The organism is Geotalea uraniireducens Rf4 (assembly GCF_000016745.1).
GTDB classification, from domain to species: Bacteria; Desulfobacterota; Desulfuromonadia; order Geobacterales; family Geobacteraceae; genus Geotalea; species Geotalea uraniireducens.
In genome coordinates this window covers 1,199,544-1,224,691 of record NC_009483.1, presented here as the reverse complement: position 1 = coordinate 1,224,691, position 25,148 = coordinate 1,199,544, and the positions used below count along the sequence as shown (strand labels likewise).

General features: G+C 55.7%; 14 protein-coding genes. 9 read left to right on the top strand and 5 right to left on the bottom strand.

Annotated features, from left to right (window positions below; genetic code table 11):
• Positions 1-2: 2 nt before the first annotated feature.
• The 5 genes from GURA_RS05190 to GURA_RS05170 all read right to left on the bottom strand — a co-directional run bounded on the left by GURA_RS05190 (position 3) and on the right by GURA_RS05170 (position 8,492).
• Complete coding sequence (locus GURA_RS05190; protein WP_011937955.1) at positions 3-2,264, bottom strand: type I restriction endonuclease subunit R; 2,262 nt, start codon at positions 2,262-2,264, stop codon at positions 3-5.
• A 42-nt stretch (positions 2,265-2,306) separates the two neighbouring features.
• Positions 2,307-3,797 (bottom strand): sigma-54 interaction domain-containing protein, encoded by a 1,491-nt coding sequence (locus tag GURA_RS05185; RefSeq protein ID WP_011937954.1) that lies wholly within the window; start codon positions 3,795-3,797, stop codon positions 2,307-2,309.
• A 164-nt stretch (positions 3,798-3,961) separates the two neighbouring features.
• Entirely contained in the window at positions 3,962-4,765 is an 804-nt protein-coding gene (locus GURA_RS05180) for a ChaN family lipoprotein (protein WP_198134528.1), read from the bottom strand.
• Between the two features lie 303 nt (positions 4,766-5,068).
• On the bottom strand, positions 5,069-5,671 hold the full coding sequence (locus tag GURA_RS05175) for a tRNA (mnm(5)s(2)U34)-methyltransferase (protein ID WP_011937952.1): 603 nt from the start codon (positions 5,669-5,671) through the stop codon (positions 5,069-5,071).
• 58 nt (positions 5,672-5,729) lie between these two features.
• Positions 5,730-8,492: an MMPL family transporter gene (locus tag GURA_RS05170; RefSeq protein ID WP_011937951.1), complete on the bottom strand. Its 2,763-nt coding sequence runs from the start codon at positions 8,490-8,492 to the stop codon at positions 5,730-5,732.
• A gap of 249 nt (positions 8,493-8,741) precedes the next feature.
• Here GURA_RS05170 and shc point away from each other — a divergent pair, with 249 nt between their 5' ends.
• From shc to GURA_RS05125, 9 genes are all read left to right on the top strand, one after another.
• Positions 8,742-10,781: a squalene--hopene cyclase gene (gene shc / locus GURA_RS05165; RefSeq protein WP_011937950.1), complete on the top strand. Its 2,040-nt coding sequence runs from the start codon at positions 8,742-8,744 to the stop codon at positions 10,779-10,781.
• 10 nt (positions 10,782-10,791) lie between these two features.
• A complete protein-coding gene (gene hpnA / locus GURA_RS05160; protein WP_011937949.1) occupies positions 10,792-11,778 on the top strand; it encodes a hopanoid-associated sugar epimerase in 987 nt (328 codons plus the stop codon).
• Between the two features lie 147 nt (positions 11,779-11,925).
• Positions 11,926-13,839 carry a 1-deoxy-D-xylulose-5-phosphate synthase gene (gene dxs / locus GURA_RS05155; protein WP_011937948.1) on the top strand — a complete coding sequence of 638 codons (1,914 nt, stop codon included), beginning with the start codon at positions 11,926-11,928 and terminating at the stop codon, positions 13,837-13,839.
• 229 nt (positions 13,840-14,068) lie between these two features.
• Positions 14,069-15,067 (top strand): adenosyl-hopene transferase HpnH, encoded by a 999-nt coding sequence (gene hpnH / locus GURA_RS05150; RefSeq protein ID WP_011937947.1) that lies wholly within the window; start codon positions 14,069-14,071, stop codon positions 15,065-15,067.
• A 625-nt stretch (positions 15,068-15,692) separates the two neighbouring features.
• Positions 15,693-16,850 carry a helix-turn-helix domain-containing protein gene (locus GURA_RS05145; RefSeq protein WP_011937946.1) on the top strand — a complete coding sequence of 386 codons (1,158 nt, stop codon included), beginning with the start codon at positions 15,693-15,695 and terminating at the stop codon, positions 16,848-16,850.
• A 334-nt stretch (positions 16,851-17,184) separates the two neighbouring features.
• Positions 17,185-18,711: a hypothetical protein gene (locus GURA_RS05140; RefSeq protein ID WP_011937945.1), complete on the top strand. Its 1,527-nt coding sequence runs from the start codon at positions 17,185-17,187 to the stop codon at positions 18,709-18,711.
• A complete protein-coding gene (locus GURA_RS05135; protein ID WP_011937944.1) occupies positions 18,708-19,457 on the top strand; it encodes a hypothetical protein in 750 nt (249 codons plus the stop codon). The genes GURA_RS05140 and GURA_RS05135 overlap by 4 nt, the downstream gene beginning before the upstream one ends.
• Positions 19,450-23,826: a coiled-coil domain-containing protein gene (locus GURA_RS05130; RefSeq protein ID WP_011937943.1), complete on the top strand. Its 4,377-nt coding sequence runs from the start codon at positions 19,450-19,452 to the stop codon at positions 23,824-23,826. The genes GURA_RS05135 and GURA_RS05130 overlap by 8 nt, the downstream gene beginning before the upstream one ends.
• Positions 23,813-24,808, top strand: coding sequence for a DUF2220 family protein (locus GURA_RS05125; RefSeq protein ID WP_011937942.1), 996 nt, complete (start codon positions 23,813-23,815; stop codon positions 24,806-24,808). The genes GURA_RS05130 and GURA_RS05125 overlap by 14 nt, the downstream gene beginning before the upstream one ends.
• Positions 24,809-25,148 lie beyond the last annotated feature (340 nt).

Here is a 25,148-nt window from a genome sequence, read left to right as displayed (position 1 = left end):
TGCTATTTATATCCTTTCGCTGCTTTGAAAACGGTTTCGTTCATGTCATCCACAACTTCTTTCAGCCCCTTTTCACCGAACAGTTCCACACCGATTCCGGCGGCATTAAGGATGGAGAGAGGCGGAGAGAAGAGGTCTTCCAACTGCAGTTTGCCGGTGGCGATCCCTCGGTTTTTGAGGAGTGACAGGTATTCGGCCTGCTCCGAAGTAAGGGAACGGGCCACCAGCCAGGCACGGAAATTTTCATCCAAACGCTCGTCGGTGCTTTTCAGTTTTAGTAGCCCCAGAGCCGCCCGGATAAAGTCAATCAGGGTTCCGCCTGGATTGCGGTAGGCACGGCGCAGGTTCTCTTCGTTGAAGAAGTGCTTCGGAGTATTGAGGCGTTTAGCCAATAACTCCTCTTCCTCATTTGTGAGATGTTCATCCTCACGAACTTTTTGCAGAATCGGGTCGTCAGTCTGCCCCTTGATGGTCTGTTCCCAGTTGGTGACGTACTCTTTCTTATCGATCCGCTCGCCGTTGGGGCCGACTTCCACATATTTGACCGCATACAGCCATTCATCCTCCAGACCCAGTTCGATCAGGTTGTCGGATGGACGCGGGCCAGTTGTGGTGCCGCCTGGCGCATGGCCGCCACTACCAGCTCCGCTGAAGACGTCAGTATCACTGTCATTGAAGTATTCGTGGTTTTTAAAGAAGTCATAGATGACAAATTTCTTCTTCTGGATATGCGGGGCAGTTCGAGTACCGCGACCGCGCATCTGCTGGTAAAGAATCGGACTGCGAACCCGGCGGCACATGACTACATGGAGGAGCTCCCGGCAATCAAAGCCGGTGTCGAGCATGCCGACACTAACCGCCACCATGGGATATATTTCTTTCTTGAACCGCCTGATCAGGGCATCGGCATCGGCCACGTCCGAGGTTATAACTTCGGCGTAACGCCCCTTATGCTCAGGGTGGAGCTGGTTAAGGTAGTGAGTCAGCCGGGCTGCATGGTGCTTGGAAATGGCGAAGACAACCGACTTGCCTGGTCCATCCTTCTGTCCGGGAGCCAGATCTTTGTAGTTCTCCCAGGCCAGACGGTCGAACTCCTCCATCATCAGCTTGTTGGTTTTCTCGTTGGTCCACGTCCGCTCGAACTGGGACGGATCGTAGTGTTCGTCGTTCAGGTCAGCACCTTCGGCAATAATTTCGGTAATGCCTGTGGCAAAACGATATGGGGCTAAATAGCCGCCCGCAAAGGCGTCCTGGATACGATAGGAAAAATCAGGCTGATTGTCCTTGCACTGGTAGAAGTCAAAAGTGTTGCGCTCTATGTAGTTCGCCGGGGTGGCGGTCAGTCCAATGTGCAGGGCATCGAAACGGGTAAGTGCCGTCTGCCAGGCTCCGTAAATGGAACGGTGGCTTTCATCGGTTACAACTACATCAAAATAACCGCTACTGTAATCCTCATGACAGCCGATCATGGTTTGGAGCAGTGCCACCGTAATCTGCTTTTCCTGGCGAACAGTACCCGGTTTGAGCCAGTAGCTGCTGTATTCACCGAGGATATCCTGGATAGTCTCAAGTGCCTGCTTGGCCAACTGCTCGCGGTCAACGAGAAACAGCACTCTCTCAGCCCATCCGGCCTTCATCAACCGTTTGAGATAGAGACCGATCAGATCGGTCTTGCCGGTACCGGTAGGGAGTTCGATCAGGAAACGCTTCTTGCCTAATTCCACAGCATGGTCGAGGGCGCGCATGGCTTCCTGCTGGTAATCGCGCACCTGCCGGGTTTCTCCTTGGCGAACATAGTAATCCTGCAATTCGATGGTAGCCAAAGTCTTGCGACTCTGGCGCATTTCCACCAGCCGCTCCATGTCACGTCGAGAATAGAATGAGTCAACGATGCGGGCATCATCGTTAAGGTAGTCCCAGAAGTAGATCAGCTCTCCATTTGTAAGGAAGATAAAAGGTGCATCTATACGCTGGGCATAGGGAAGGGCCTGCTGCTTGGCCACGTAGGGATTAATAGCGTTCTTCTTGGCTTCTACGACCGCCAGTGGTCGGCCATTCTGTCCATAGAGGACATAGTCGGCACGACCAGCAACATGGTAGCTGGGTTCTCCGAATGAATCTCTCCCGGCATAGTCCGGTGCGGGGTCATGACCGGCACTAAGATATACCGGAACTTCAGTCCCAACCTCGGACTTGTCCCTGGGGTCCCAGCCTACCTGCCGTAGCATGTCATCAATCAATATGCGAGCGTAGGTTTCGTTCATAATTGTTCCTCGTTATAGCATGGTTGCAGCGGACATGCCAAATTATTCCAAACCATACTTCTTCAACCAGTTAGACAAGGTCTGATAGTTCGGCAAGCCCAGTATCTTAGCGGCTTTGGACTTGTTCCCCCCGCCTTCATCCATCCCCCGTTGCAGGTAATGCCGGGCAATCTCGGCTATTACCCCCTGAATATTGAAGCCTTCGGCAATGCTCCGGCCCAGGATATGCTCAGCTCGCTGCAACGCTACTGGAAACAGGGCTTCGCGGATGTCATCTGCTTGGATGGTGTCGCCCGTTGTCCAGACCGTGGCCCGGCGCAGAGTATTTAGCAGTTCCCGCACGTTGCCCGGCCAGGGGTGGCAGAGCAGAAGATTTCTTGCGCTGGCAGAAATTTTCTTACGGGTTTCACAGTTTTCTATTACCGCTTGCTCCAGGAAATGATCTATCAACAGACCGATATCCCCCTGCCGTTCCCGAAGAGGCGGAATAAACAGCACGGCCACAGCCAGACGGTAGAAGAGATCGGCGCGGAATCGGCCAGCCGCCACCTCCTGCATCATGGAGCGGTTGGTAGCTGCGACAATCCGCACATCCAGCTTGATCGGCCTGGCATCACCAACCCGCGTCACTTCGCCCTCCTGCAACACCCTCAGAATCTTGACCTGGGCCGATAGCGGGAGTTCGCCGATTTCATCCAGAAAAAGAGTCCCACTGTTAGCCGACTCGAAATAACCCTTGCGGTCGGATGCCGCACCGGTGAAGGCTCCCTTCTTGTGACCGAAGAACTCGGACTCCACCAACTCAGACGGTATGGCGCCGCAGTTGACTGCTACGAAAGGTTTTTCTGCACGTATACCGGCCCGATGAATGGCGCGGGCCAACAGCTCCTTCCCTGTGCCGGATTCCCCCTCGATGAGTACCGGTACAGACCTGATCGCTGCGAGCCTGGCCTTGGCAATCAACCGCTGCATGACCGGGTTGCGGTGGATGATACTATCGAACTCCGTTGCTTCCGGCGGAAGGGCAGCAAGCAATTTCTCAAGCCGTTCGTCGATCTGGCGTGCTATCCGGGGAATAAATTCCGCGGAAATATCGAAAGGAATATCGGCAACCTGTACGCCATATTCCCTTGAGGACTGAATCAGGGTTGCCGGATATAGCGTTTTGGCAAGCAGTATCCAAACCGCAGCCATGGCCGGGGTGCCAGGGCTCAGGTGATAAGTGATGAGTGTATCGTTATTGTACCGTTTCTGCGTTTCGGAAACAGCTGCAATGGCAGCTTCATAGATTTCGGTAAAATTTGTAGGGCTAGTGAGACGGGCAACGTGGCGAGTGATCTTGGTTGGCGTTCTTGTTGCGAGCCATCCGAGGTAACAGGTTACTTCCTGTTCAGGGTAATCGCTAATGAGAACGATATCGTCATAGCCAGTCCCATCGACCGCCTGGGCGATAGGACCAAGTCCGATACTGTCCGATTCTTCGACTGCGAGAAGGTCGCTTCGCCCGATCCATGAAACTAAAATTCTTTTCATAGACCAGCAGTACAAGATTTTTTATCTGAATACAAGAAAATCTTCTATTCCCAATAAGCATATGTGTCGCGCCTACATGCAGCCGAGAAGAACCTGGAGGGAGATTTAAAAATCGGCCGCGCAATCTGAGTCTTCGAGTACGAATGTCTCAACCTGACAGGAACCTACGGATAAACGAAGTAATCGGCGTCGTCCCGGTCGATCCGGTCGAAGAGCCCTTCCGTGACCGGTATGATGACCCTCGTCGTCAATCCGAGACCCTTGCCGAGGTCATCCGCCACGGCGCGCCGCATGGCATGGCCGACGCCGGTGATGACGACCATGGTCCGGCCGGGATTCTTCGCCAGGTAGCCGCCGATGAGGCTCCCCATGGTATTGTTGCGTACCGCCTGGGCTTCGCAGAAGTTGTTGAATGACGCCGCGTCAAGCTCGTGATCGGCAAAGACATCGCGCATAAACCCACGGTAGGACGGGCTGGCGGCCCCATTCACCCCAACGGGGAGGCGGGCCGTTTCATCCGGGCTGAGGGAGCGGAAACCGCCGTGGGCTACTTTTCTGACCAGGTCCGCGGGCGCGTTGAGGGCAACCAGGGGAACCCGGTTGTTGCGGCCGTAGAGAAGGATGCTATCGTATTCCGCCCAGCTGATGGTCCAGTTCTGCTGGTAATAGGCCATGAACTCCCGAAGGTCCATCTCGCCGCGCACCCATCGTTCAAGGACCGGCTGGCTCTCCATGTCGAACATCTCCAGGCCGATGGCAAGCGGCGTGCCGCTTTGCTGGAGGGCTTTGATTATATCGAGCTGCAAGGCATGGTGTTCCCTCTGGTCGTGGAATTCGCCGACGAAAACCACCCGCGCCTGTCGTGCATCGGCGATCATCCGGTCAAAGGCGGGCCGGTCAGCGCCTGCAAGCCATTGAGCGCGACCGCCGCCGCATCCCGCCAGGGAAGCGGCCAGAACCCCTGTCATCAGCATCGACAGGCAAACAGATTTGACACCGGATATTTTCGTTTTGGAATCCGCCTTTCGCGCCTTGCCAGGTCTCTTTGGACGATTAAACCTATAAAAAGCATTTTAACCACGAATTTTCACTAATTTGCACGAATATACAAGCTCTTGTGATGCAGAAGACACTCACTAGATCGGTGACTACTCAAGACTTAACAAGAGGTTAAAAACATTCGTGTTTTTTCGTGTCATTCGTGGCTAGCTGCCGTTTTTGGGTTAAAGCTCCTGATCAACTCGGTACTGCTCTCCTTTTCCGCTGTCTATTTATAAATGCGGCTGCCCGCATTGCTCACCCGGCACGAGTTTCTCTACGACTATCACATAAGGCACGGTCGACGGCCGGTTAATCTGCCGGCTGCACCAGACGCTGTAGGATTGGTACGGCAAGGAGGCAACCCACTGCTCCACTGCGGCACCCTCCTCGCGACCGCCGGGATGCCCTGTGTACACGGCAATGACGATGATACCACCGGGAAAGAGAACGGTTTCGGACTGCTTCAGGGCGGCAAGGGTGGTCTCCGGCAGGGTGATGCATGCTTTGTCGCTCCCCGGCAGATAACCCAGGTTAAAGACAACCGCCTGCACGGGGCCTTCGACGTGGGCAGCCAGCTGTTCATGCCCTGCCTGCAACAGTTTCACCCTCGAGAGACATCCTGCTTCACTGAGATGCGTCCGCGCCTTGGCCAGGGCCTCCTCCTGCACATCGAAGGCCCAGACCATGCCAAGAGGCCCGACCAGTCGGGCGAGAAAGAGCGTGTCCTGCCCATTGCCGCAGGTTGCATCAACCACGCGGTCGCCAAGCGCCACCCGTTCACGCAAGAACAGGTGGGTCAACCCCACTGCGCCCCGCATATCAATATAGCTCATAGATTACCGCTCCCCCCAGCTTGCGGCGCTACGCCGCAGATGGACTTTTACGAAATCGTTACTTTTTCCCCACGAGGGCCAGTACAGCCGGCAGCGTGACAATAAAGGCAATCTGACAGGCAACCATCCCCAGGGACATGACTGCGCCGATGCTGAAGACCCCCTGATGGTGAGCCACCATCAGTGCCCCGAAACTGGCCATGATGGTAAGGGTATTGAGGACCACACCCGCTCCGGTGCTGCTCATCACCACCGCCGCCGCGCTCCCGTCTTCACGGCGGAAGCGGTTGATGATGTAAATCCCCGAATCAACGGCAATCCCCAACACGAGCGGCATGACAATGATGTTGGCGGAATTGAAGTTGATGCCGAACAGCCACATGCCGCTGACCATGAACAGTACGCCGACGACCAGCGGCACCAGGCCGATGACAGCATACTTGATACTTCTGAAGGTGACGAGGAGGATGACGATGATGGCGATGAAGGCATAGATAAAGGCCTTTACATAGGCATTGCGCATGATGGTCATGGACTCGTAGACCATCACCGGCTCCCCGGTGGCATGGGCGTCGACCCGGCGGACGTCGTCGATAAAGGCCTTGAGGGGCTTGAGGTCGAAGATTTCGTGCTTCGGCGCAACCTGAAGCATATAGCGGCCGGTTTTTCCGACAAAGCGGGACTTGAGCTCCTGGGGGATCTGGGCGGCTGTCGTCGGTTCAGGATTGAGGGTAGCCTTGAGGAACCCGATTTTTTCCGGCAGCTCCGCAAACATTCCCCCCTGGAAATCCTTCAGCATTCCCACCGCGTTGCGGTCCTTCTCCTTTTCCAGTTTGGCGAAGAACGCATCGAGGGTGGCAAGGAACGCCCCAACCGGCTTTGCCTCGGGCCGCCGTTCCTGGACAAGTTTATTTTTCAGGCGCTCGGTGGCATTGCGGAAATTCTCAAAGACGGTGGGAAGCTCCATGAGGCTGAGGTCTTCCTCATACTTAGCCGGCCTGACATCCGCCAGTTCCCGGCGCAGCACCGCCAGTTCGGCGATCTTCTGCTGCTGGTCGTCAGGAACGAAGGAATTGAGGCTCACCACATGGTCAACGGTTGGAAGCGCCTCCAGCGCCTTGCTCTTGGCAGCGGCCTCAGCGGCCGTGGACGCGGTAACAACGGCGAAATAGCCGGAATTTTCCGAGCTGCGCATCAACTTGTAGGCGTAGGTTACCGACTCCAACCCCTTGGCCTGAAGGTTCATGAGGTTGTAGTCGAAAATGACCTGGTAAAGCGGGTAGAGGGAGGCAGCGCACAGGATGGCAGTCACCGCGACAACCATCTTGGGGTAACCGAACAGAGCGCGTTTCGCGCGCTCTGCAAGGTTCGAGGTGCGAGGTGCGAGGTTCGAGGTGCGAGATGCGAGGTTCGAGGTTCGAGGTTCGAGGTTCGAGGTTTGTTTTTCCTCGTTCCTCGTTCCTCGCGCCTCGATCCTGTTCTTGCGGTACTTCGCAAGAATGACCAGCATGGCGGGCAACACGGTGAAGGTGACGAGCACGCAGATGACTACCCCGCCTCCGGCAATGATGCCGAGTTCGGCGATCCCCTTGAAGTCGGTAAAGACGAAGGTCAGAAAAGCGGCGGCGACGGTGGCCGCCGCCATGACAATTGCCCAGGCATTCTTCGTCAGGCCGGTTTCGATGGCATCCAACTGCTCCGCGCCCCCGGTCAGCTCTTCCTGGTAACGGAGCACCAGCTGAATGCCGTACTCTATGCCGATGCCGATCAGCATGATGGCGAAGACCATGGAGAGGATGTTGAGATGGCCGATTGCGAGGGTGGCAAAACCGAAGGAAAGGCAGATGGCCACCACCAGGGACACCATGGCGGCAATGACGTTGAGCACGCCGCGGAAGGCGAGGAGGAGCAGAATCACCGTCAGGACCAGGGAGATAACCGTGGCAATGGCAATATCGTGCTGGCTCGTCGTCATTTCCTCGTTCTCAAGAACCGGGTTGCCGGTAAGCCCTGCCGTGACCCCCTTGAATTCCGGCAGCTTCAGCAGTGCAGCCAACTCCAGCCGGACCACCTTGATCGCCTCTTCTGCCGGGACAAAACTCGTGCGGTCCTTTACCGGCAACACGGTCAGGACCTGCATTTTACCCGCTTTGCTGAAACTCGATTCCTTGCCGTCCTTGTTCCGGAAAAAGAATTCTTCCAGTGAAACCGGAGCAGCGCTGTTGTCGCCGAACTTTTTGAAACCGAGCCCCAGTTTGTCCAGCATAAAGGTGAGTCCGGCAAGGCGTGCTTCAGCCCCTGGCGCACCACCCCCTTGCTGAACGTAACCGTCCATCTGGTTGGTCAGATAGGTAAAGAGGGTCTGTACCGACGGCGAAGCGGACAGCTCCTTGAGCACCGGCTTGGCCAGGGTAAGGTTTTGCCGCAAGGACTGAACATCTGCCAGCGGCATGAAGAGCAGGCCGTTCTTTTTGAAGAAGTCCAGCCCGAACGGATAAAAAACATCGCGGAAGTGTTGCCGGTCCTGAGCCAGTTTTTCATAGAGTTGCGTGCCGAAGCGGGCTGCCCGTTCCTGATCGGCGCTTTCGATGACGACGACAATATCCTCCATGTCGCCGAATTCCTGGCGCATGGAGCGGTAGTCCCGGTGGAATCCTGTATTTTTAGGCATCAGGTCGTCACGGCCGGTCAGAAACTCCATCTTTTTTGCAGTATAAACTACGGACAGCAGGGAAAGCAGCAAGGCTGCCGCCAGGATGACGCGCGGATATCCGGCGACAAAACCGAACAGTCCTTTGAATTTTTTTGTTTCGTTTTTCATGATACCCCTTGGGGAAGAATAGAAGATTAAAATGATTTGTAACACAGCCTCGCGGTGAAAATCAACCGCTGCCTCAAAACTGCTGCAAAGTTTCTGTTTTTACAAGGAAAACCTGACAAATCCATGAAAAATGGTATACCTTTTCACAAAAATATGCTATTTGTGCCAACTTGTATCTGGAGCATGTTGTCCAGGTTGTTTACATATTGTTTACATATAATTTAATGATTCGACAAGGAGCATGGTGTAATGAATAGCTGCAAACACCCCATATCACATGCACTCACTTCTTTTAACGGCGAAACCGCCGATGCCGCAAAAAAACAGCCGGTAAAGCCCGGCGCCAAGATACACCACCTCCCCGCATCCATCTGGAAAAAGAAAGAGGGGGAGTCAAAGAGTCCTTTGGACATCGCCATTGAGAACAGCCGCGACTTCTTCTTCCGCGAGCAGCTTCCCGACGGCTACTGGTGGGCCGAGCTGGAATCCAACTGTACTATTACCGCAGAATATCTCATGCTCTACCACTTCATGGGGATTGTGGACCAGGAGCGTGAGCGGAAAATGGCCACCTATCTTCTCAGCAAGCAGACTGCCGAGGGATTCTGGACCATTTATTTCGGCGGACCCGGCGACCTGTCGACCACGGTAGAGGCTTATTTTGCCCTGAAACTGGCGGGCTACCCGGCTGATCACCCCGCCATGGCCAAGGCCCGCGCCTTTATATTGGATAATGGCGGCATCATAAAATGCAGGGTCTTTACTAAAATATTTCTCGCCCTGTTCGGCGAATTTGCCTGGTTCGGCGTGCCGTCCATGCCCATCGAGCTGATACTGCTTCCCAACTGGGCCTATTTCAACATGTACGAGCTTTCCAGCTGGTCACGGGCCACCATCATTCCCCTCTCCATCGTCATGACCGAGAGGCCGGTGCGCAAGCTGCCGCCGAGCTCCCGGGTCCAGGAGCTGTATGTCAGGCCGCCGCGCCCCATCGACTACACCTTCTCCAAGGAAGACGGCATCATCACCTGGAAGAACTTCTTTATCGGCGTCGATCACATCCTCAAGGTATACGAGAGCAACCCGATCCGTCCCTTCAAGAAAAGGGCGCTGGCAACGGCGGAAAACTGGGTCCTCGATCACCAGGAGTCGACCGGTGACTGGGGTGGCATACAGCCTGCCATGCTCAACTCGGTGCTGGCCCTCCATTGCCTCGGCTACGCCAACGACCATCCGGCAGTGGCCAAGGGTCTGGAAGCATTGGCAAATTTTTGCATCGAAACAGAAGACAGCCTCGTGCTGCAATCCTGCATCTCTCCCATCTGGGATACGGCGCTGGCTCTCAAGGCGCTCGTGGATTCCGACGTCCCTACCGACCATCCGGCACTGGTAAAAGCCGCCCAGTGGCTTCTGGACAAGGAAGTACGCAAGCCGGGCGACTGGAAGATCAAGTGCCCCGAGTTGGAATCGGGCGGCTGGGCCTTTGAATTCCTCAATGACTGGTATCCTGACGTGGACGACTCGGGTTTTGTCATGATGGCGCTCAAGGATGTGGCGGTAAAAGACCGTAAATCCATGGATGGCGCAATTAAGCGCGGCATCAACTGGTGCCTCGGCATGCAAAGCAAAAACGGCGGCTGGGGCGCTTTCGACAAAGACAACACCAAGTACCTGCTCAACAAGATCCCTTTTGCCGACCTGGAAGCGCTCATCGATCCCCCGACCGCCGACCTGACCGGGAGAATGCTGGAACTGATGGGAACTTTCGGTTATTCGAAGGATTATCCTGCGGCGGTTCGCGCCCTGGAATTCATCAAAAAAAACCAGGAGCCGGAAGGGAGCTGGTGGGGACGCTGGGGGGTGAACTACATCTACGGCACCTGGTCGGTCCTGGGCGGACTCGCCGCCATCGGCGAAGACCTCAACCAGCCCTATATCAGGAAGGCGGTCAACTGGCTCAAGTCGCGACAGAACATGGACGGCGGCTGGGGTGAAACCTGCGAGTCTTACCATGACACGTCGCTGGCCGGCATCGGCGAAAGCACCCCATCCCAGACCGGCTGGGCGCTTCTGTCATTGATGTCGGCCGGAGAGGCGAACTCTTCCACGGTGGCGCGAGGCATCCAGTACCTCATCGCAAACCAGAAAAGTGACGGCACCTGGGATGAAGAGCAGTACACCGGCACCGGCTTCCCCAAGTTTTTCATGATCAAGTACCATATCTACCGCAACTGTTTCCCCCTCACGGCACTGGGCACCTACCGCAAGCTGACCGGAGGAATGGCGTAGAAAACCTTTTATGAAAGTTTTTGTCACCGGGGCAACCGGTTTCATAGGCGCAAGCCTGGTCAGAGAGCTGTTAAAAGATGGTTGTGCTGTCAAGGTACTGGCCAGGCCTGCTTCGGACAGAAGGAACCTGCACGGTCTCGACGTGGAAATCTGCGAAGGAGACCTCTGTGACCGGCAATCACTGGTAAAGGGTTTGAATGGATGCGACGTCCTCTACCACGCGGCAGCCGACTACCGGCTCTGGACCCGGAATCCTTCCGTCATGTACGACATCAACGTGGGAGGCACCCGGAACATCCTGGATGCCGCCCTGAAAGCCGGCGTTTCCAAGGCGGTCTATACCAGCAGCGTCGGCACGCTGGGCAATCCCGGCAACGGCGACCCCGGTAACGAAGCGACCCCGGTCACACTTGCCGACATGGTCGGCCACTACAAAAAGAGCAAGTTTCTCGCCGAACGAGAAGCGGAAAGTTTTATCCCACAGGGGTTGCCGCTGGTCATTGTCAATCCTTCCACCCCGGTGGGCAAACTCGACATTAAACCGACTCCCACCGGCAAAATCATTGTCGACTTCCTGAACCGCAAGATGCCCGCCTACCTGGACACCGGACTCAATATTATCGATGTTGAAGATTGCGCCCGCGGCCACATTCTGGCAGCACAACGGGGCCGGGTTGGCGAAAAATACATTCTCGGCAACGAGAATCTTACCCTTAAGCAGATATTTGCCATGCTGGAGAAGATTGCCGGCCTCCCGGCGCCAAAGGTGCGACTCCCCTATTACCCCATCCTGCTCGCCGCCTATGTGAACGAGGCACTCGCCGCCTGCACGGGTAAAGAGCCGCTCATCCCCCTGGCAGGCGTACAGATGGCCCGCAAGTTCATGTTTTTTAACTCGTCGAAATCGGTCAGGGAACTGGGGCTGCCGCAACGGCCGGTCAGCGAGTCACTGACAAAGGCCGTGGAGTGGTTTCGCAGCATGGGCTATGCCAGGTGAAGAACATGTCATTCCAATTTCAAATCAAGGATGAAATCAAGGCGGCGAGGATTGAGGCGACGAAGGCGTACAGATAGTACGTTGAGGAGCCGAAGACGAGCCAACGATAGATAGCGCCTTGATTTGGAATTGGTATCAGGAGTTTTTATGTACACACTTCTCAACACAATAAACAGCCCGGCCGACCTGAAAAAGCTGAAGCAGGACAAGTTGCTCATCCTTGCCGATGAAATCCGTGAATTTCTTCTGGAAACGGTTTCAAAGACGGGCGGCCATCTCGCTTCGAACCTCGGCTGCGTTGAACTGACCCTGGCGCTCCATTACTGCTTCAATTCACCGGACGACAGCATCATCTGGGACGTGGGACACCAGGCCTACACCCACAAGATCATCACCGGGCGCCGCGACAAATTCATCACCCAGCGCCAGTACCATGGGATCAGCGGCTTTCCCAAGCGCTCCGAGTCCATGCACGACGCATTCGGCGCAGGGCATTCCTCCACCTCCATCTCCGCCGGCTTGGGAATGGCGGTCGCCCATGGCCTGAAGGAAGAAGCGAGCAAGGTCATCGCCGTGATAGGCGACGGTTCGCTCACGGGCGGCATCGCCTTCGAAGCCCTGAACCAGGCCGGACATCTGCACAAGAACCTGATCGTCGTCCTCAACGATAATGAGATGTCCATTTCGAAAAACGTCGGCGCCTTGTCCACCTTCATTTCCCGCAAACTGACCGGCAGCTATTACCGCGGCCTGAAAAAAGAGATGCAGGGACTGCTGAAGAACATCCCCGCTATCGGCGGCAACATCCTCCATTTCGCCAGAAAAGCGGAAAACTCCCTGAAGGGCTTCCTTACCCCCGGCACCCTGTTCGAAGCGCTCGGTTTCGAGTATATCGGCCCGGTACAGGGGCATGATCTGCCACAACTCATTGAAATCATGCAAAACGTCCGCGCTCTCGAAGGTCCGGTGCTCGTACATGTCATGACCACCAAGGGAAAAGGCTACCAGCCGGCAGAGAAAACCCCCGACAAGTTCCACGGCGTCGGCCCCTTTGATGTGAAAACGGGCAAGGTGATCGCGGGCAAGCCCGGCGCTCAATCCTATACCGGCATCTTCGGCGAAACCATGGTCAAACTGGCCGCAGAGGACAAGAAGATCATCGCCATCACCGCAGCCATGCCCGACGGCACAGGCCTGACACCGTTTGCCAAGGCTTATCCCGACCGTTTTTTCGATGTGGGCATTGCCGAACAGCACGCCCTCACCTTTGCCGCCGGAATGGCCACCGAAGGATTCCGGCCGGTGGCCGCCATTTATTCCACCTTTGTCCAGCGCGCCTACGACCAGGTATTCCACGACATCTGCCTGCAAAAATTGCCGGTAACACTGGCCCTTGACCGCGCCGGCCTGGTCGGCGACGACGGCCCGACCCACCACGGCGTGTTCGACCTCTCCTACCTGCGCCATCTGCCGGAGATGACCGTCATGGCGCCGAAGGATGAAAACGAATTGCAGCACATGCTGAAAACCGCAATTTACTCAGATCGTCCGATTGCCCTCCGCTATCCACGCGGCGCAGGCTACGGCGTCGCCATGGACGAGTCACTGCAAGCAATCCCCATCGGCGTTGGCGAACAGCTGGCAGAAGGGGGTGACCTGACCCTCGTTGCCATCGGCAGCACCGTCTATCCGGCCATGGAGGCAGCCGAACTCCTGAAAGAAAAGGGGATACGGGCAACGGTCATCAATGCCCGCTTCGTCAAGCCGCTCGACCGCAACCTGATCCTTGCTGCGGCCGGCCGCACCGGATGCATCATCACCGTCGAAGAAAATGCCATGCAGGGAGGCTTCGGCAGTGCCGTGCTGGAACTTCTGGCAGATGAAGCTGCCGGCATCAGGGTCAAACGGATCGGCGTTCCCGACCGATACATTGAGCAGGGGAGCCAGGCGCAGCTCAGACAGGACCTGCGGCTGGATGCCGCGGGGATCGCACAAACCGCCGCGGAGTTTCTCGGAAAGAACGATTCATCCCGTACCGGCCCAGGAGCCTGTCGGACTTAGGAATGAATCTACTGCGAGAACGGAAAATCGGTCCATATTTCCGGAAATTTTCGACAAATAGGTCCACTATTCGCTCTCAAATTTCCGAAAATCTGTCCTCGATTTGCCATTCTCTCGCTACGATTCCCTAAGTCCGACAGACTCCTAGTGCGGGCAAAATAATTCGTGGGGCACCGCAAAAGGTCGCCCCGACCCAATTAATTGACAGATTGAAAGGAACAGGTTTTTCATGCGTTTTCCATTGCGTTTAAACTACGATCTCACCAAATACATCATTTCCAACAAGATGAATAAAGTCGACAAGTACCCGCTGGTACTGATGCTGGAACCGACCCACCTCTGCAACCTGGCCTGTTCCGGCTGCGGCCGTATCCGTGAATACGCCGACACCATCCAGGATATGATGTCGCTGGAAGAGTGCCTGGCATCGGTGGATGAATGCCCGGCTCCGGTAGTCACCATCACCGGCGGCGAACCGTTCCTCTACCCGCATATCTTCGAGCTCATCGAAGCAGTACTGGAGCGCGGTAAACACATCTATCTCTGCACCAATGCCCTGCTCCTGGAAAAGGCGCTCGACAACATGCGCCCCCATCCCAACTTCACCCTCAATATCCACATGGACGGCATGGAGGAAACCCATGACCGGATACTGGAGCGGAAGGGAACCTTCAAGACCGCGATCGAGGCGATCAAGAAGGCGAAGAAGCTCGGCTTCCGCGTCTGCACCAACACCACCATCTTCAAGGAAACCGACCTGGTGGAAATCGAGATGCTCTTTTCCCGCCTGCAGGAAATCGGCGTGGACGGCCTCCTGGTGGCCCCGGGCTTCGGCTACGAGGCGGTCGGCGAAAAGCTTTTCCTGGAGCGCAGGGAGATCGAGAAGAAATTCGAGCAGGTCTTTGAAATGAGCAAGCGCTTTTGCTTCTATTCCACCCCCATGTACCTGAGGTTCCTCAAGGGAGACAAGAAGCTGGAATGCACCCCGTGGGGCAACCCGACCCGAAACCCGCGCGGCTGGAAGGCGCCCTGCTATCTAATCACCGACGCTCACTATCCTTCGTTCAGGGAGATGATGGAAAAGACCGAGTGGGATAAGTACGGCGTGGACAAAGATCCTCGCTGCGCCCAGTGTATGATGCACTGCGGCTTCGAACCGACGGTAGTCTCCGAGATCGGCAAGAGCTGGAAGGATATCTGGGAGATGATCGTCTGGAACCTGACCTAGTTTTTTATGCTTTTTGAAGGCTTTTGAGATACATGTAAACCGTTACAATATTAACTAGTTATTATCTGGAACCCGCTAATCCCTTTACGAGATTAGCGGGTTTTTTTATTTCTGGTCCTACTTATATCCAGCATCGTCCGGTTAGAAAATTGCATTTATCATTTGGGCATGAAAACACTGCCATGCACCCTCCCCCACCCCCTCCCATCGAAGGGAGGGGCGCTTGTAATCCCCTCTCCCCTGGTGGGAGAGGGTTAGGGAGAGGGGGGAAATGTAGATTGCAAGGACCTCACCGGACAACGCTGACTTATATCCGACCTTTCAACCTTTTGGCATGATTGCGGAAACCTATCCTCGCCCGGATTCCCCCCGTCCCGGATTCACTCCAAGCTTCGTACTGACAGGCCGAATTTTAATGTCGCAAAATTGATTTTTGTGACGATTAGCGTATTATATCGTCACGAAAGCTGTTCCGAGACAGAAAGAGTGTCCTATGCCGAAGCATATTACAGAGCAGGAGTTGACGGAAAGTCGGCAGAGAGAATATCACCAGATTTTTTTCACACCTAAATTGAAAAAAAAGTGTTTACCTTTTTGGTAAACTATATTACAAAAGGGTATCCGAATGGATATTGAGTTTTCCTCCTCTGACCTTCAAGCCCTCTGTGAACAACAACGACTCATGACAAAGCAGCTTGGTGACAAATTCTCTCCCGACTGGATCTCTCCGCCAGGGGAAACGATTCTCGATCTTCTTGAAGAGCACGGCTGGAAACAGACCGAGCTGGCCAAACGTACCGGCTATACCACCAAGCATATCAGTCTGCTGATCAACGGGAAGGCACCGATAACTGAAGATACTGCCATCAAGCTGGAGCGGGTTGTCGGCAGTACAGCCCACTTCTGGCTTGCCCGTGAAGCCCAGTATAGGGAAGGGCTGGTGCGCGTGACTGAAAGGGATTCGTTGAAGGTTGTAGCGGACTGGCTCAAGGAACTTCCTCTGAAAGAGATGATCACCTTCGGTTGGATTCGGGCCTTTGCCGACAAGGGGGAGCAGGTTGCCGAATGCTTGCGGTTCTTTGGTGTTGCGACGGTTGATTTGTGGAGAAAGGAATATGGCGAGCCATTGGCGGCTTTTCGTTCTTCCGATAAATTTGACAAGCATGCCGGTTCAGTTGCTGCGTGGCTCCGACAGGGGGAGAGGAGCGCAGCTACCTTAAAGACAGAACCGTATGAAAGATCGGCATTCAAAGAAGCCCTTGGGGCGTTGCGGACACTGACCCGAGAACCTGACCCTGATATATTCATTCCTAAATTAATTGAAGCATGTGCGAAAACCGGTGTTGCCGTGGTAGTCGAGCCGGCGCCGAAGGGATGTCCCGCCAGCGGGGCCACGCTGTGGCTATCCCAGGACAAGGCTCTGTTGATGCTGAACCTCCGGCATAAGACCAATGATCATTTCTGGTTTTCGTTCTTCCATGAGGCGGGACACCTGCTGCGCCATGGCAAGCGGCTGCGCTTCATCGAAATGGAAGGTGCACTCAGTAACGAGCATGAAGAGGAGGCCAACGAGTTTGCCAGAGACTGGCTGATACCTCCCCATTATTCCCGAAGCCTGGCTGCAATGCAGAAATCCGAGGTTGCGATAAACGCGCTCGCCGACCAGCTGGGGATAGCGCCCGGCATCATCGTTGGCCGGCTGCAGAATGAAGGGTTGCTGCGGTGGGATTCACGTTTGAACAAATCTCTTAAGGTGCGCTACGAGTGGCGGCATGCGGCATGAATTCGGGCTGGGCTTCTTCCCCTCTGGCAGTTGGTAACGCCGCCGGAGGGGAAGAAGCGGAAGGTTGGGTTTGATAGGGAATGAGGAAGGGATTTGTCCCGTTTAGAGGGCTGCCTTTCTTCTTTTCTCGTGGCCCAATTCACTCAATTGACATCGATAGAAAAATAGAAAAGAACTCGGTCCCCTAAACTCGGGGGCTACGAGAACGGCTTCAAGCTGACCTTGCTGCCATACCGCCTGGATGATTCGCTGAATCGAACGAAGCCGGCCACCGATTTCCTCTGTCATCGTCTAATGTTGCGCCCTCATATTGACCAGTTGTAAAAGAGGAACCATGCCAGATCGTAACCAAATGTCGCTATTCGGCTCCGGGCCGGACGCCTTCTCGCAGGAGGTGGACAGGGGCGAATTCGATAAAATCGAAGCTGCGGCACTCACTACCCGGGCGCAAACCATAGCGACCTTATCGACGATAGCAACCATAATTGCCCAATCCTCTTCTCCTCCGTTTTCCCTGATCGACCCATTCACTGTCGGCCTGATGGCCGTCGGGCACGTGATCGATTCGCTGAAACTGCTGGATATCGAAGACAGCAATCTGACCGTCCATGACCTGGTTGAGCAGGTCACTGCCGACCTGGAAAACCAATTTCAAGCTCTCCGGGCGGAGAAATCTATCGATACGATGCCATGGCGTTCCGAGATTGAAGCCTGGAGTAGAGGGATCGTCGACAAGCTGCTGTGCAAGAAGGGGATGGGAAAGAAGATCGACCGCCTGTTTAATACGGAAATGGGCCTTTTCTACGATTTTCAACATTCGCTGCTAGAAGAACGCGAAAAGAGTACTGGGAAAGGCGGCATTCACGTCAAGCCGACTACGGCTTGCCTGACCCTTTACCTGGGGACCCTCACTCAGTCGATCGGCGATGCTCAGGCGGCGTTCGCGGCAGTGATTCAGAGGCAGATCAGGCGCGGGGAGTACCATGCCGCTCTGCAAAGCGCCCTGGAGCACCAGCGGGTGACTAAACAGTATTGCGTCGAGATCCAGCAGTTCCGGCGCAAAATCCTTTCCGATGCCGGGCGCCAGGGCTGGTCCGCCGATGTCATGCCGCTCATCGAAAAGACCCAGAACGAAGTCGACGATGCCATGTCCAGCGTAACGGAGCTGGAATCACACCTCGATGATAATTTCGAGGCGTTGCCGCGCGACAAGCAGTCACTGGCGGAAAAGGTGTTGATGGTTATCCGGCAATCCCGGACAGCATACCGCGAGCTTCAGGCTATAATGATTGAGCTGCCCCGGCTCTACCACAAATGTATCGAATCCCAAGGGTTCGCATCCCGGCATATCCCCCTGCCGTCCATGCGTGATGACGTGTTCCTGCCGCTTTTTTATCAAGTGACCGACAGGGACCAGTTCGGGAAAGTCTGCGATGCCATCAATTTCGGGTGCGCTTCGCCCATTTCTCCCGTGCTGTTTGATCCTATCGCATCGACCGAAATCCTCCTCAAGCCAACGACACAGGAGGAGATTCGGGACAACAGCGTCGGCCTGGAGTGCATGGACGAGGACTCCGTAACGCTCTCCATCTTCGACGCCGAAACCATCCAGAAAGCCAGGCATACGCTTCTGGAAAACTGTGAATCATCCCCCGCTACCCTCTCTCAAATCACCAGGGATCTTTGCGAGGAGGCGTATTACGAGGAAGCTATCTGCGTTGCGCTGATGGTAAGTAACGCCTGGGTACACCGCAAGCTGATCGAGGGGGCTCTAAAACCTACCCGTACCTACGGAAGATACGCATGTGCTTCATGCAGCGGTGACGACTATCTGATTGCCCGAGAGGAGACCAGTCCATGAACATCACTATAGAAGCGGTTCGCGACGCTTCGGCTATCATAGAGGCCGGGCTGGTGCCGAGCCGGCGACCGCCGGCACAACGTCTCCAGGCTCTGGTCGCAGCCTACCAAACCAATGCAGGGGGTACCAGGACCGCGGCCAAGGAAATGGCAGGGCAATTCGGCCTGATCATCGTCGACGTCGTCATGGAAGGAATCGTCCTGGCGATTGCACCGGAACGGGATTCCATCTTCATGCCGAAGAGAAATGATCTTCTCAAGGAGCCAGGCTCCGAAGCTAGGCTGATCAGGGGGCTTTGCAACGCTGCCATCCTCGCCTGCGCCTATGAGCGCCAGCAGTCATTGATCTCGGAGGCCGTGCAGACGGTGACTATCAATGACGCGTACGACCTGCTGGTGAGCTCATCCGCGGCCTTGGCCAAGACGGAGGACCCCCAGTACAAAGGATTTACGGAAGCTGCCATAATCGTGGAAAGGATCAAGGCTGAATCCTTTAGCAGCAAGTCCGAGAAGGCTAGACACCGTACCCTGCGCGGGCGACTGATTGAGGCCTTCGAAACTTTCGTGACCCAAGGGCAAATGGTGAAAGACGGAGATGAGGATGGCGGCACCTATAAGACGCTGTTCAGACTGCGAAAACTGCTCGCCGATGAAAGCGCTACCGCCATAGTGGACGTCATCAAAGACGCCGTCGAGAAATCGAGGGCGCTGCAAGATAAAGCCGTCGGGGAGGTGTCCCATGCCTAACCTTCTATCCGTCAGGTTCTCAAAAGTCGGCTATTCCGACGCACGGATCGACGGCCTCGGGTATAGCCTCGCCCGTGACGGGGAGGCAAAAAACAGCCTGGTTCTTACCGGCAATGGCGGAGGCAAGACAACGCAGGTTCACCTGCTGTTCTCACTGTTCCTTCCGCAGAGACGCGAACTGATGAGCTATCAGGACAATACCGGCCGCAGGTTCGAGTATTACTTCGAGGAAAACGAAATTGCCTTCATCGCGTCGGAGTGGTCTATCCCTAACAGCCAGATACCACTGGGCGGGCGCCAGAGGACCAGGGTCATCGGCCGATTTACGCAATTCACCAACAGGGAGAAGTACGAGTACGAAACATATTTCTTTTCTTTCATAGCCGACGATGAGCTGGGGATAGATGATTTGCCGATCACCTCGTCCATTCCTCACCGAGTAAAGGCATACTGCCGGACCATCAGTGAGGCAAAGAAGTATCTCAAGGAGACCTTCGGTAAACAACCTTGGCGGGAGTTTTTCGGCCCGACAGACAAGATGGAATACTGGCAGAACTATCTGCGGTCCCTCGGCTTCAATATCGACATCTTCCGGCTGATGCAGATGTTCACCATGAGCGAAGGTGACCCCGGAGCCTTTTTGAAACGGTATTGCAGCCAGGAGGCCGTCCTCGGGATGATCACCAAGGAAGTCATGGACAGCAATTCCACGGCGCGGCTTAGGGACATGCTGGTCCAGCACCGAGATTCAATCAGCTTGGCTCCGATGACCCGCGCTCAGATCACCGCCTACAACGCACTGTCCGAATTGTTCTCCAAGATGGAACCTGTGGCGGCAAAGCTCATGGTCGCCGATCAAGCCTTCGCCAAAGCCGTCGCAGAACTCGGTACCGTAGCGGCCCGGATCAACGCTACCCTTGCAGTGGAATCGCAAAAGGTGGCAGATCTATCCCAAATCCAAGCCGCGGACAAGGCCATACTGGCCGCTGAAAAGAAGAATCTTGGGGAGATGCAGGCAGAACTGCGCGGGGTGATCGAGCGCCTGGCAAGTCTCGCCAGTCAAGCCGCCAGGGCGCAATATCAGGAGATCACGGAGCAGCTTGGAAAGAAATCCGCGCTGGTCACTGCCATGCGGGCGGTGGTCGACCAGGTCGAGGTTATGAACGCAAAGACCACCCGCGACGATCTATCACGCCGGCTGGATGCGCTTGCGGAACCAACGCGAAACCTGGCCGACGAGCTGGCCATGGCCGAGCAGTTGCTGGCTGAATACCTGGTCCAAGACCTAAACGCTGCCTCTACAGCGGTAAAGAAGCTGGAGGCTGATGAGCGGGAGGCTGTCGAGGCAAGAAAAGGGCTGGTCAACGAAAAACAGGAGCTGCTTGCCGAGCTCGCAGGACAGAAAAAAGAACAGGCAATGCTGCAAGGGGTGGAGGATGAGCGGGCCCGGTCGCTGGCGGCAATCCCTTGGCATGAATCGGGCCTCCAGGACGGCACGCAGGTGCAACCAAGACTGGCGGCGTTGGAGGCCGAGTCGGCCGACCTGAAGGGGCGTCTGGTGTCGGCACAAAATGAACAGGCCGACCTCAAGGCCGAATTGGTGTCGGTCGAGCACCGCCTGAAGGACCATAATGAGAAGCTGGAAGCTCTCGGGAAAGAGCGTGGCAAAGCATGGGCCGCTTTTGAAGATTTCCAGAAAAGGTACGCCTCAGTAGCGGAAATGCCGGGGATAAAGGGTCTTTTCCAGCTGGATACGCCAAACCTGTTTCTTACCGGGCTGGACTCCAGATTGAAGGGAAGCGTCGCCTCCTGCGAGATCGACATCCGGAAGCTGGAATGCGACATCGCGAGCCGGGAAGAGCGCATTCAGGCGATTGAAAAAAACGGCGGCTTGCTCCCATCGTCCATGGACGTGGAGACTGTTCTCGATGCTCTGCGCTCGGCGAAGCTCGATGCCCACTCGTACTGGCAAGTATTCTCCCAGCAGAACAGAGCTCCCGAGGAAGCCGTCCGGGAACTGGGAAAGGACCCTTTCCGTGTCGGTGGGGTCGCGGTTTCGGGTCCGGTCGCCCTGGAAAAGGCTCGCGAAATCCTTGCCGCCTGCAACGTCCTTGCGCCGGTTGCCGTATCGGACTACTCCGTCGCAATAAAGAGCCGCGAAGAGAGCGGATTTGTAGTATTTCCCGATGCAGCGCTTGCTATTGACCGGAAAGAGGCCGAAAGGTTCTGTACCACTGCCAGGGGCGAAATCGGCTCTATGGAAGCGAAGATCGCTATCATCAAGACAGCTCGCGATGCGGCCGCTGAGTCCCGTGATGCTCTGGTCTCTTTTCTGGGTGGCTACAATGAGAGCTCGGAAGCGCTGTTTAAGGGTGATCTCGTCAGGCTGGATAACGCGATCCAGGCGTGCAGTTCCGAGATCGGGACCCTGACTGAAAAGCACGCGGCGGTGCTTGAACTTTTGGCTCAGGTGAAAAATACCTGCGACATGCTTGCCGACGCTATCCGGAAGCTGGAACCGCTTATCCAGCAGGTAAGTAAGCACATCGCCAGGTACGAGCAGGGACGGGACGACCGCCTCCGGCGCATGCAACAGCTCTCTTTGGCCAACAGCTCAACGGGCCGGGCCGTTGAGCTGTTGGAAGAGCGGATTCTGGTTTCTGAAGGTGTCGAAAGGGAGGCTCGCGATGCGGCCGAGAAGGGTCGTGCTCTCGCATCTGGTATCACGAGCGAGCTGAACAAGCTGGGCGGCATACGAAAGGCCCCAACCGACATCTTCCGGACACTGGCCACCAACACCGCTTCGGCAAGGGAGCTGCACTCCGGAAAGAGCCGGGCACTGGAATCGGCCAATGCCAACGAGGAGTACCTGCGCATGCAGGCGATGTTTGACGCCGCGCAAAAGACCTATGAGGAGCGCCAACGGAGCTGGGATAGACGCCACGGCGGCTTGACAGCTGACGCACTGTCCAATGCCCGCTGGCAGGTGGCCAGCACCGTAGCCACGGAAGATGATTATCAGAGAGCTGTTCAGGAAAAAAATGAAGCATACGAGTCCCAGGTCACGGCGAAGCAGGCCAGAGACACGCTCGCCAAGGAAGAGGAGAGCCATAAAAAAGCTCACTTTAATCTCCCGGTCATCCCATGCTCCCTGGAACAGGTCGAGGGCCGCACCCGGGAGGCGTGGCTTTCCACCGCCATAGAGGAACTGACGGCGGCAGTCGCTGCACGCAGCGAGGCCGTAGCCAACAGAGCGGCTGATCTGGCAAGTGCCGAGTACCAGGTCCAGTTGCTTTCTACTCTTGCTTCGGACCTCCAGGTGGCGGATGAGGTCTGCGCTCCCTACGCGAATTTCCAGGAAGCACAGCAGGACCTCGCTGCCGCTAAAAAGGCGGAGAAGCTGGCGTCGACAGAGCGGGACTCACTGGGTCGTGACCTGGGCGCTCTCAACATTGATCTCGCCGAGCTTCTGGATCAGGACCTGTGCGCGCCGATCGCCTCCATGGGCTCGCTGATCAAGGAAGAGCAGCGCAGGTCCGGTGGAGTGCTGAAGGAAGACGTGACGGGTTTCCTTGACAGGATCCACAACGCCATAGAGTCGTTGAAATTTGAACTGAGCCAGCATGAGAGAAACGAGCAGAAGGTTGTCGAGCAGGTCGTGCTGGACGTCAAGAAGGCTTTCGGGTATCTCAGCAAACTCGCCACCCGCAGCAAGGTACCGGCTCTCGGTGGTATCTGGGCAGAGTGGTCCGGCAAACCATTCATCCAGTTCCGGACCCGCATCGAAATCGATAGCGATACCTCACGGCAGGCGATTGCCGATACGGTAACCATGATCTCGCAGATACCCGGAGTCCTCCCCGCTGGAGACGAGATAATCCATACCGCCCTGTCAGCCGTTCTCGGTAAGGCTTATATCATCGAGACGCTCAAACCGGACACTTCGCCCACGACAGTCTACAAGGGGATAGAGCACCCGACCGGCCTAAACGCCTGGTCCGGCGGAGAAAGGCTGTCCGGGGCAGTGCTTTTTTACCTGGCTATATGCAACCTGCTGTCGGTCGACGGCCAGGGTGGCAACGTAATGCTGCTCGACAACCCCTTTGGGTCATGTACCAACATCGATTTCATTCGTCTGGTAATAGCCCTGACGCGTCAATACGGCGTTCAAATAGTCGCTTGCACTCCGACCGAAAACGAAGATATCCGCCGGCTGTTTCCGCTTAACATCATGATCAGGAAAGGCGGCACGGACGGCATCATCAAAAGCACCGGCAAGCCTATCGTCAGGTACGAAAAGACGGTTTACAACGAGGGGGAAATAGCGACACTTGAGATTTCGCGGGAGGTCCCACATGCAACGTCCTGAGACCGGCCGATTGCTGGAAGCCCTTCCCTACGGCAAGACAATGTTGGACAAGATATGGATGATTTTGTCGGAAGTGGCTACTGTTCCTCCAGGAGAACAGAGGACCTTGTTGCGCAGTATGCTTGATGCTATCAAAGATGCGGAGTTCATCGAGTTCCCCAGGATGACAACCAGCTGGGATCGTAGCGCGCTGCCCCACTTGCCGAAATGGATCAATCGCCCGCGGACCAAGGTTGTAAGACAATACGCCGAGCATGTCATCTGGTCTCCTGAGCTTAGCTTTCTCTCTTCGAAGAAAGAGCTTGCCGACTCTCCATGGCTGAAGATTGACAAGTGGCTCAAGGAAACCCGAAACTTTATCCGGGACTCGGTTCCTGTCAGGGAGCGATCGCTGGAGATCTTCGGCGACGAAAAGATGCTGGATGCCCTGATCGGCGCGCAGGCGTTCAAGTCCAGTCTGATTACCCTCGACGCCCTGTCTTGCTACTATGTGCCGGAGCCGGCCGCTTGGGAACGAGGCCCTCTGGGAAGTGAGAAGCTGCCCGGAGTATGTATTGAGAACTCGACAACCTATGATGTGGTGAAGAGGTTCAACCGTGAAGCCGGTATATGGGGGTTTGTCGTGTATGGCCGCGGCAATGGTTTTGCCTCGGTTGTTGAGGGGATTTTGCCGATCATGGAAGAGTTCGGGCATTCACGGATTCTGTATTTTGGCGACGCTGACCACGAAGGTTTGGAGATTGCCGCCCGGGGTGCCCGAAAGTTTTCGGCTGCCGGCAGAGAGCTGGAGTTGGAGGTTCGTCTGTACCGCCTCATCCTTGAGTGTGGGAAATTTGCCGAGTCGAAGACAGGCGGTGTGCTTTCGCCTGGAGCCACTGATTTGATACGGAAGGCTGATCTGAACGAGTTGCCAGGGATTTTTTTGCAGCATCTCCGGGTTTCCCAGGAGTGGGCCGGGTACCGGAGGCTTAAGAGATATTAACCGTGTCGAAGATATTAACCGTGTCGAAGATATTAACAGTGGCGATATTAACAGCGGATATTAACAGTGCCGCGTCTACACATTGACAAAAAGGTGGTAATCTAGTGGACCATACCCCCGAAAAATCCTATCCGTGCTCCCTCTGCTTGACGAGCAGATCGCCGACGACCGACAAAATAGTGAATTAAGAATCAGCGTTGTCCGGTTTGGTTTGTGCATCAAGGTTGTTAAGCCCCATTAGGGGCGTTCGAATGTAGCCGGGGGATTCATCCCCCGGATGAGATGCTATATTTCCCCACGTCACGTACGTGACGTGATGATATTTCGCCTGGATGACCGG

Coding starts and splice junctions, on each gene's coding strand:
- GURA_RS05190 (WP_011937955.1), bottom strand. CDS start 2,264: ATGAACGAAACCTACGCTCGCATATTGATTGATGACATGCTACGGCAG.
- GURA_RS05185 (WP_011937954.1), bottom strand. CDS start 3,797: ATGAAAAGAATTTTAGTTTCATGGATCGGGCGAAGCGACCTTCTCGCA.
- GURA_RS05180 (WP_198134528.1), bottom strand. CDS start 4,765: ATGACAGGGGTTCTGGCCGCTTCCCTGGCGGGATGCGGCGGCGGTCGC.
- GURA_RS05175 (WP_011937952.1), bottom strand. CDS start 5,671: ATGAGCTATATTGATATGCGGGGCGCAGTGGGGTTGACCCACCTGTTC.
- GURA_RS05170 (WP_011937951.1), bottom strand. CDS start 8,492: ATGAAAAACGAAACAAAAAAATTCAAAGGACTGTTCGGTTTTGTCGCC.
- shc (WP_011937950.1), top strand. CDS start 8,742: ATGAATAGCTGCAAACACCCCATATCACATGCACTCACTTCTTTTAAC.
- hpnA (WP_011937949.1), top strand. CDS start 10,792: ATGAAAGTTTTTGTCACCGGGGCAACCGGTTTCATAGGCGCAAGCCTG.
- dxs (WP_011937948.1), top strand. CDS start 11,926: ATGTACACACTTCTCAACACAATAAACAGCCCGGCCGACCTGAAAAAG.
- hpnH (WP_011937947.1), top strand. CDS start 14,069: ATGCGTTTTCCATTGCGTTTAAACTACGATCTCACCAAATACATCATT.
- GURA_RS05145 (WP_011937946.1), top strand. CDS start 15,693: ATGGATATTGAGTTTTCCTCCTCTGACCTTCAAGCCCTCTGTGAACAA.
- GURA_RS05140 (WP_011937945.1), top strand. CDS start 17,185: ATGCCAGATCGTAACCAAATGTCGCTATTCGGCTCCGGGCCGGACGCC.
- GURA_RS05135 (WP_011937944.1), top strand. CDS start 18,708: ATGAACATCACTATAGAAGCGGTTCGCGACGCTTCGGCTATCATAGAG.
- GURA_RS05130 (WP_011937943.1), top strand. CDS start 19,450: ATGCCTAACCTTCTATCCGTCAGGTTCTCAAAAGTCGGCTATTCCGAC.
- GURA_RS05125 (WP_011937942.1), top strand. CDS start 23,813: ATGCAACGTCCTGAGACCGGCCGATTGCTGGAAGCCCTTCCCTACGGC.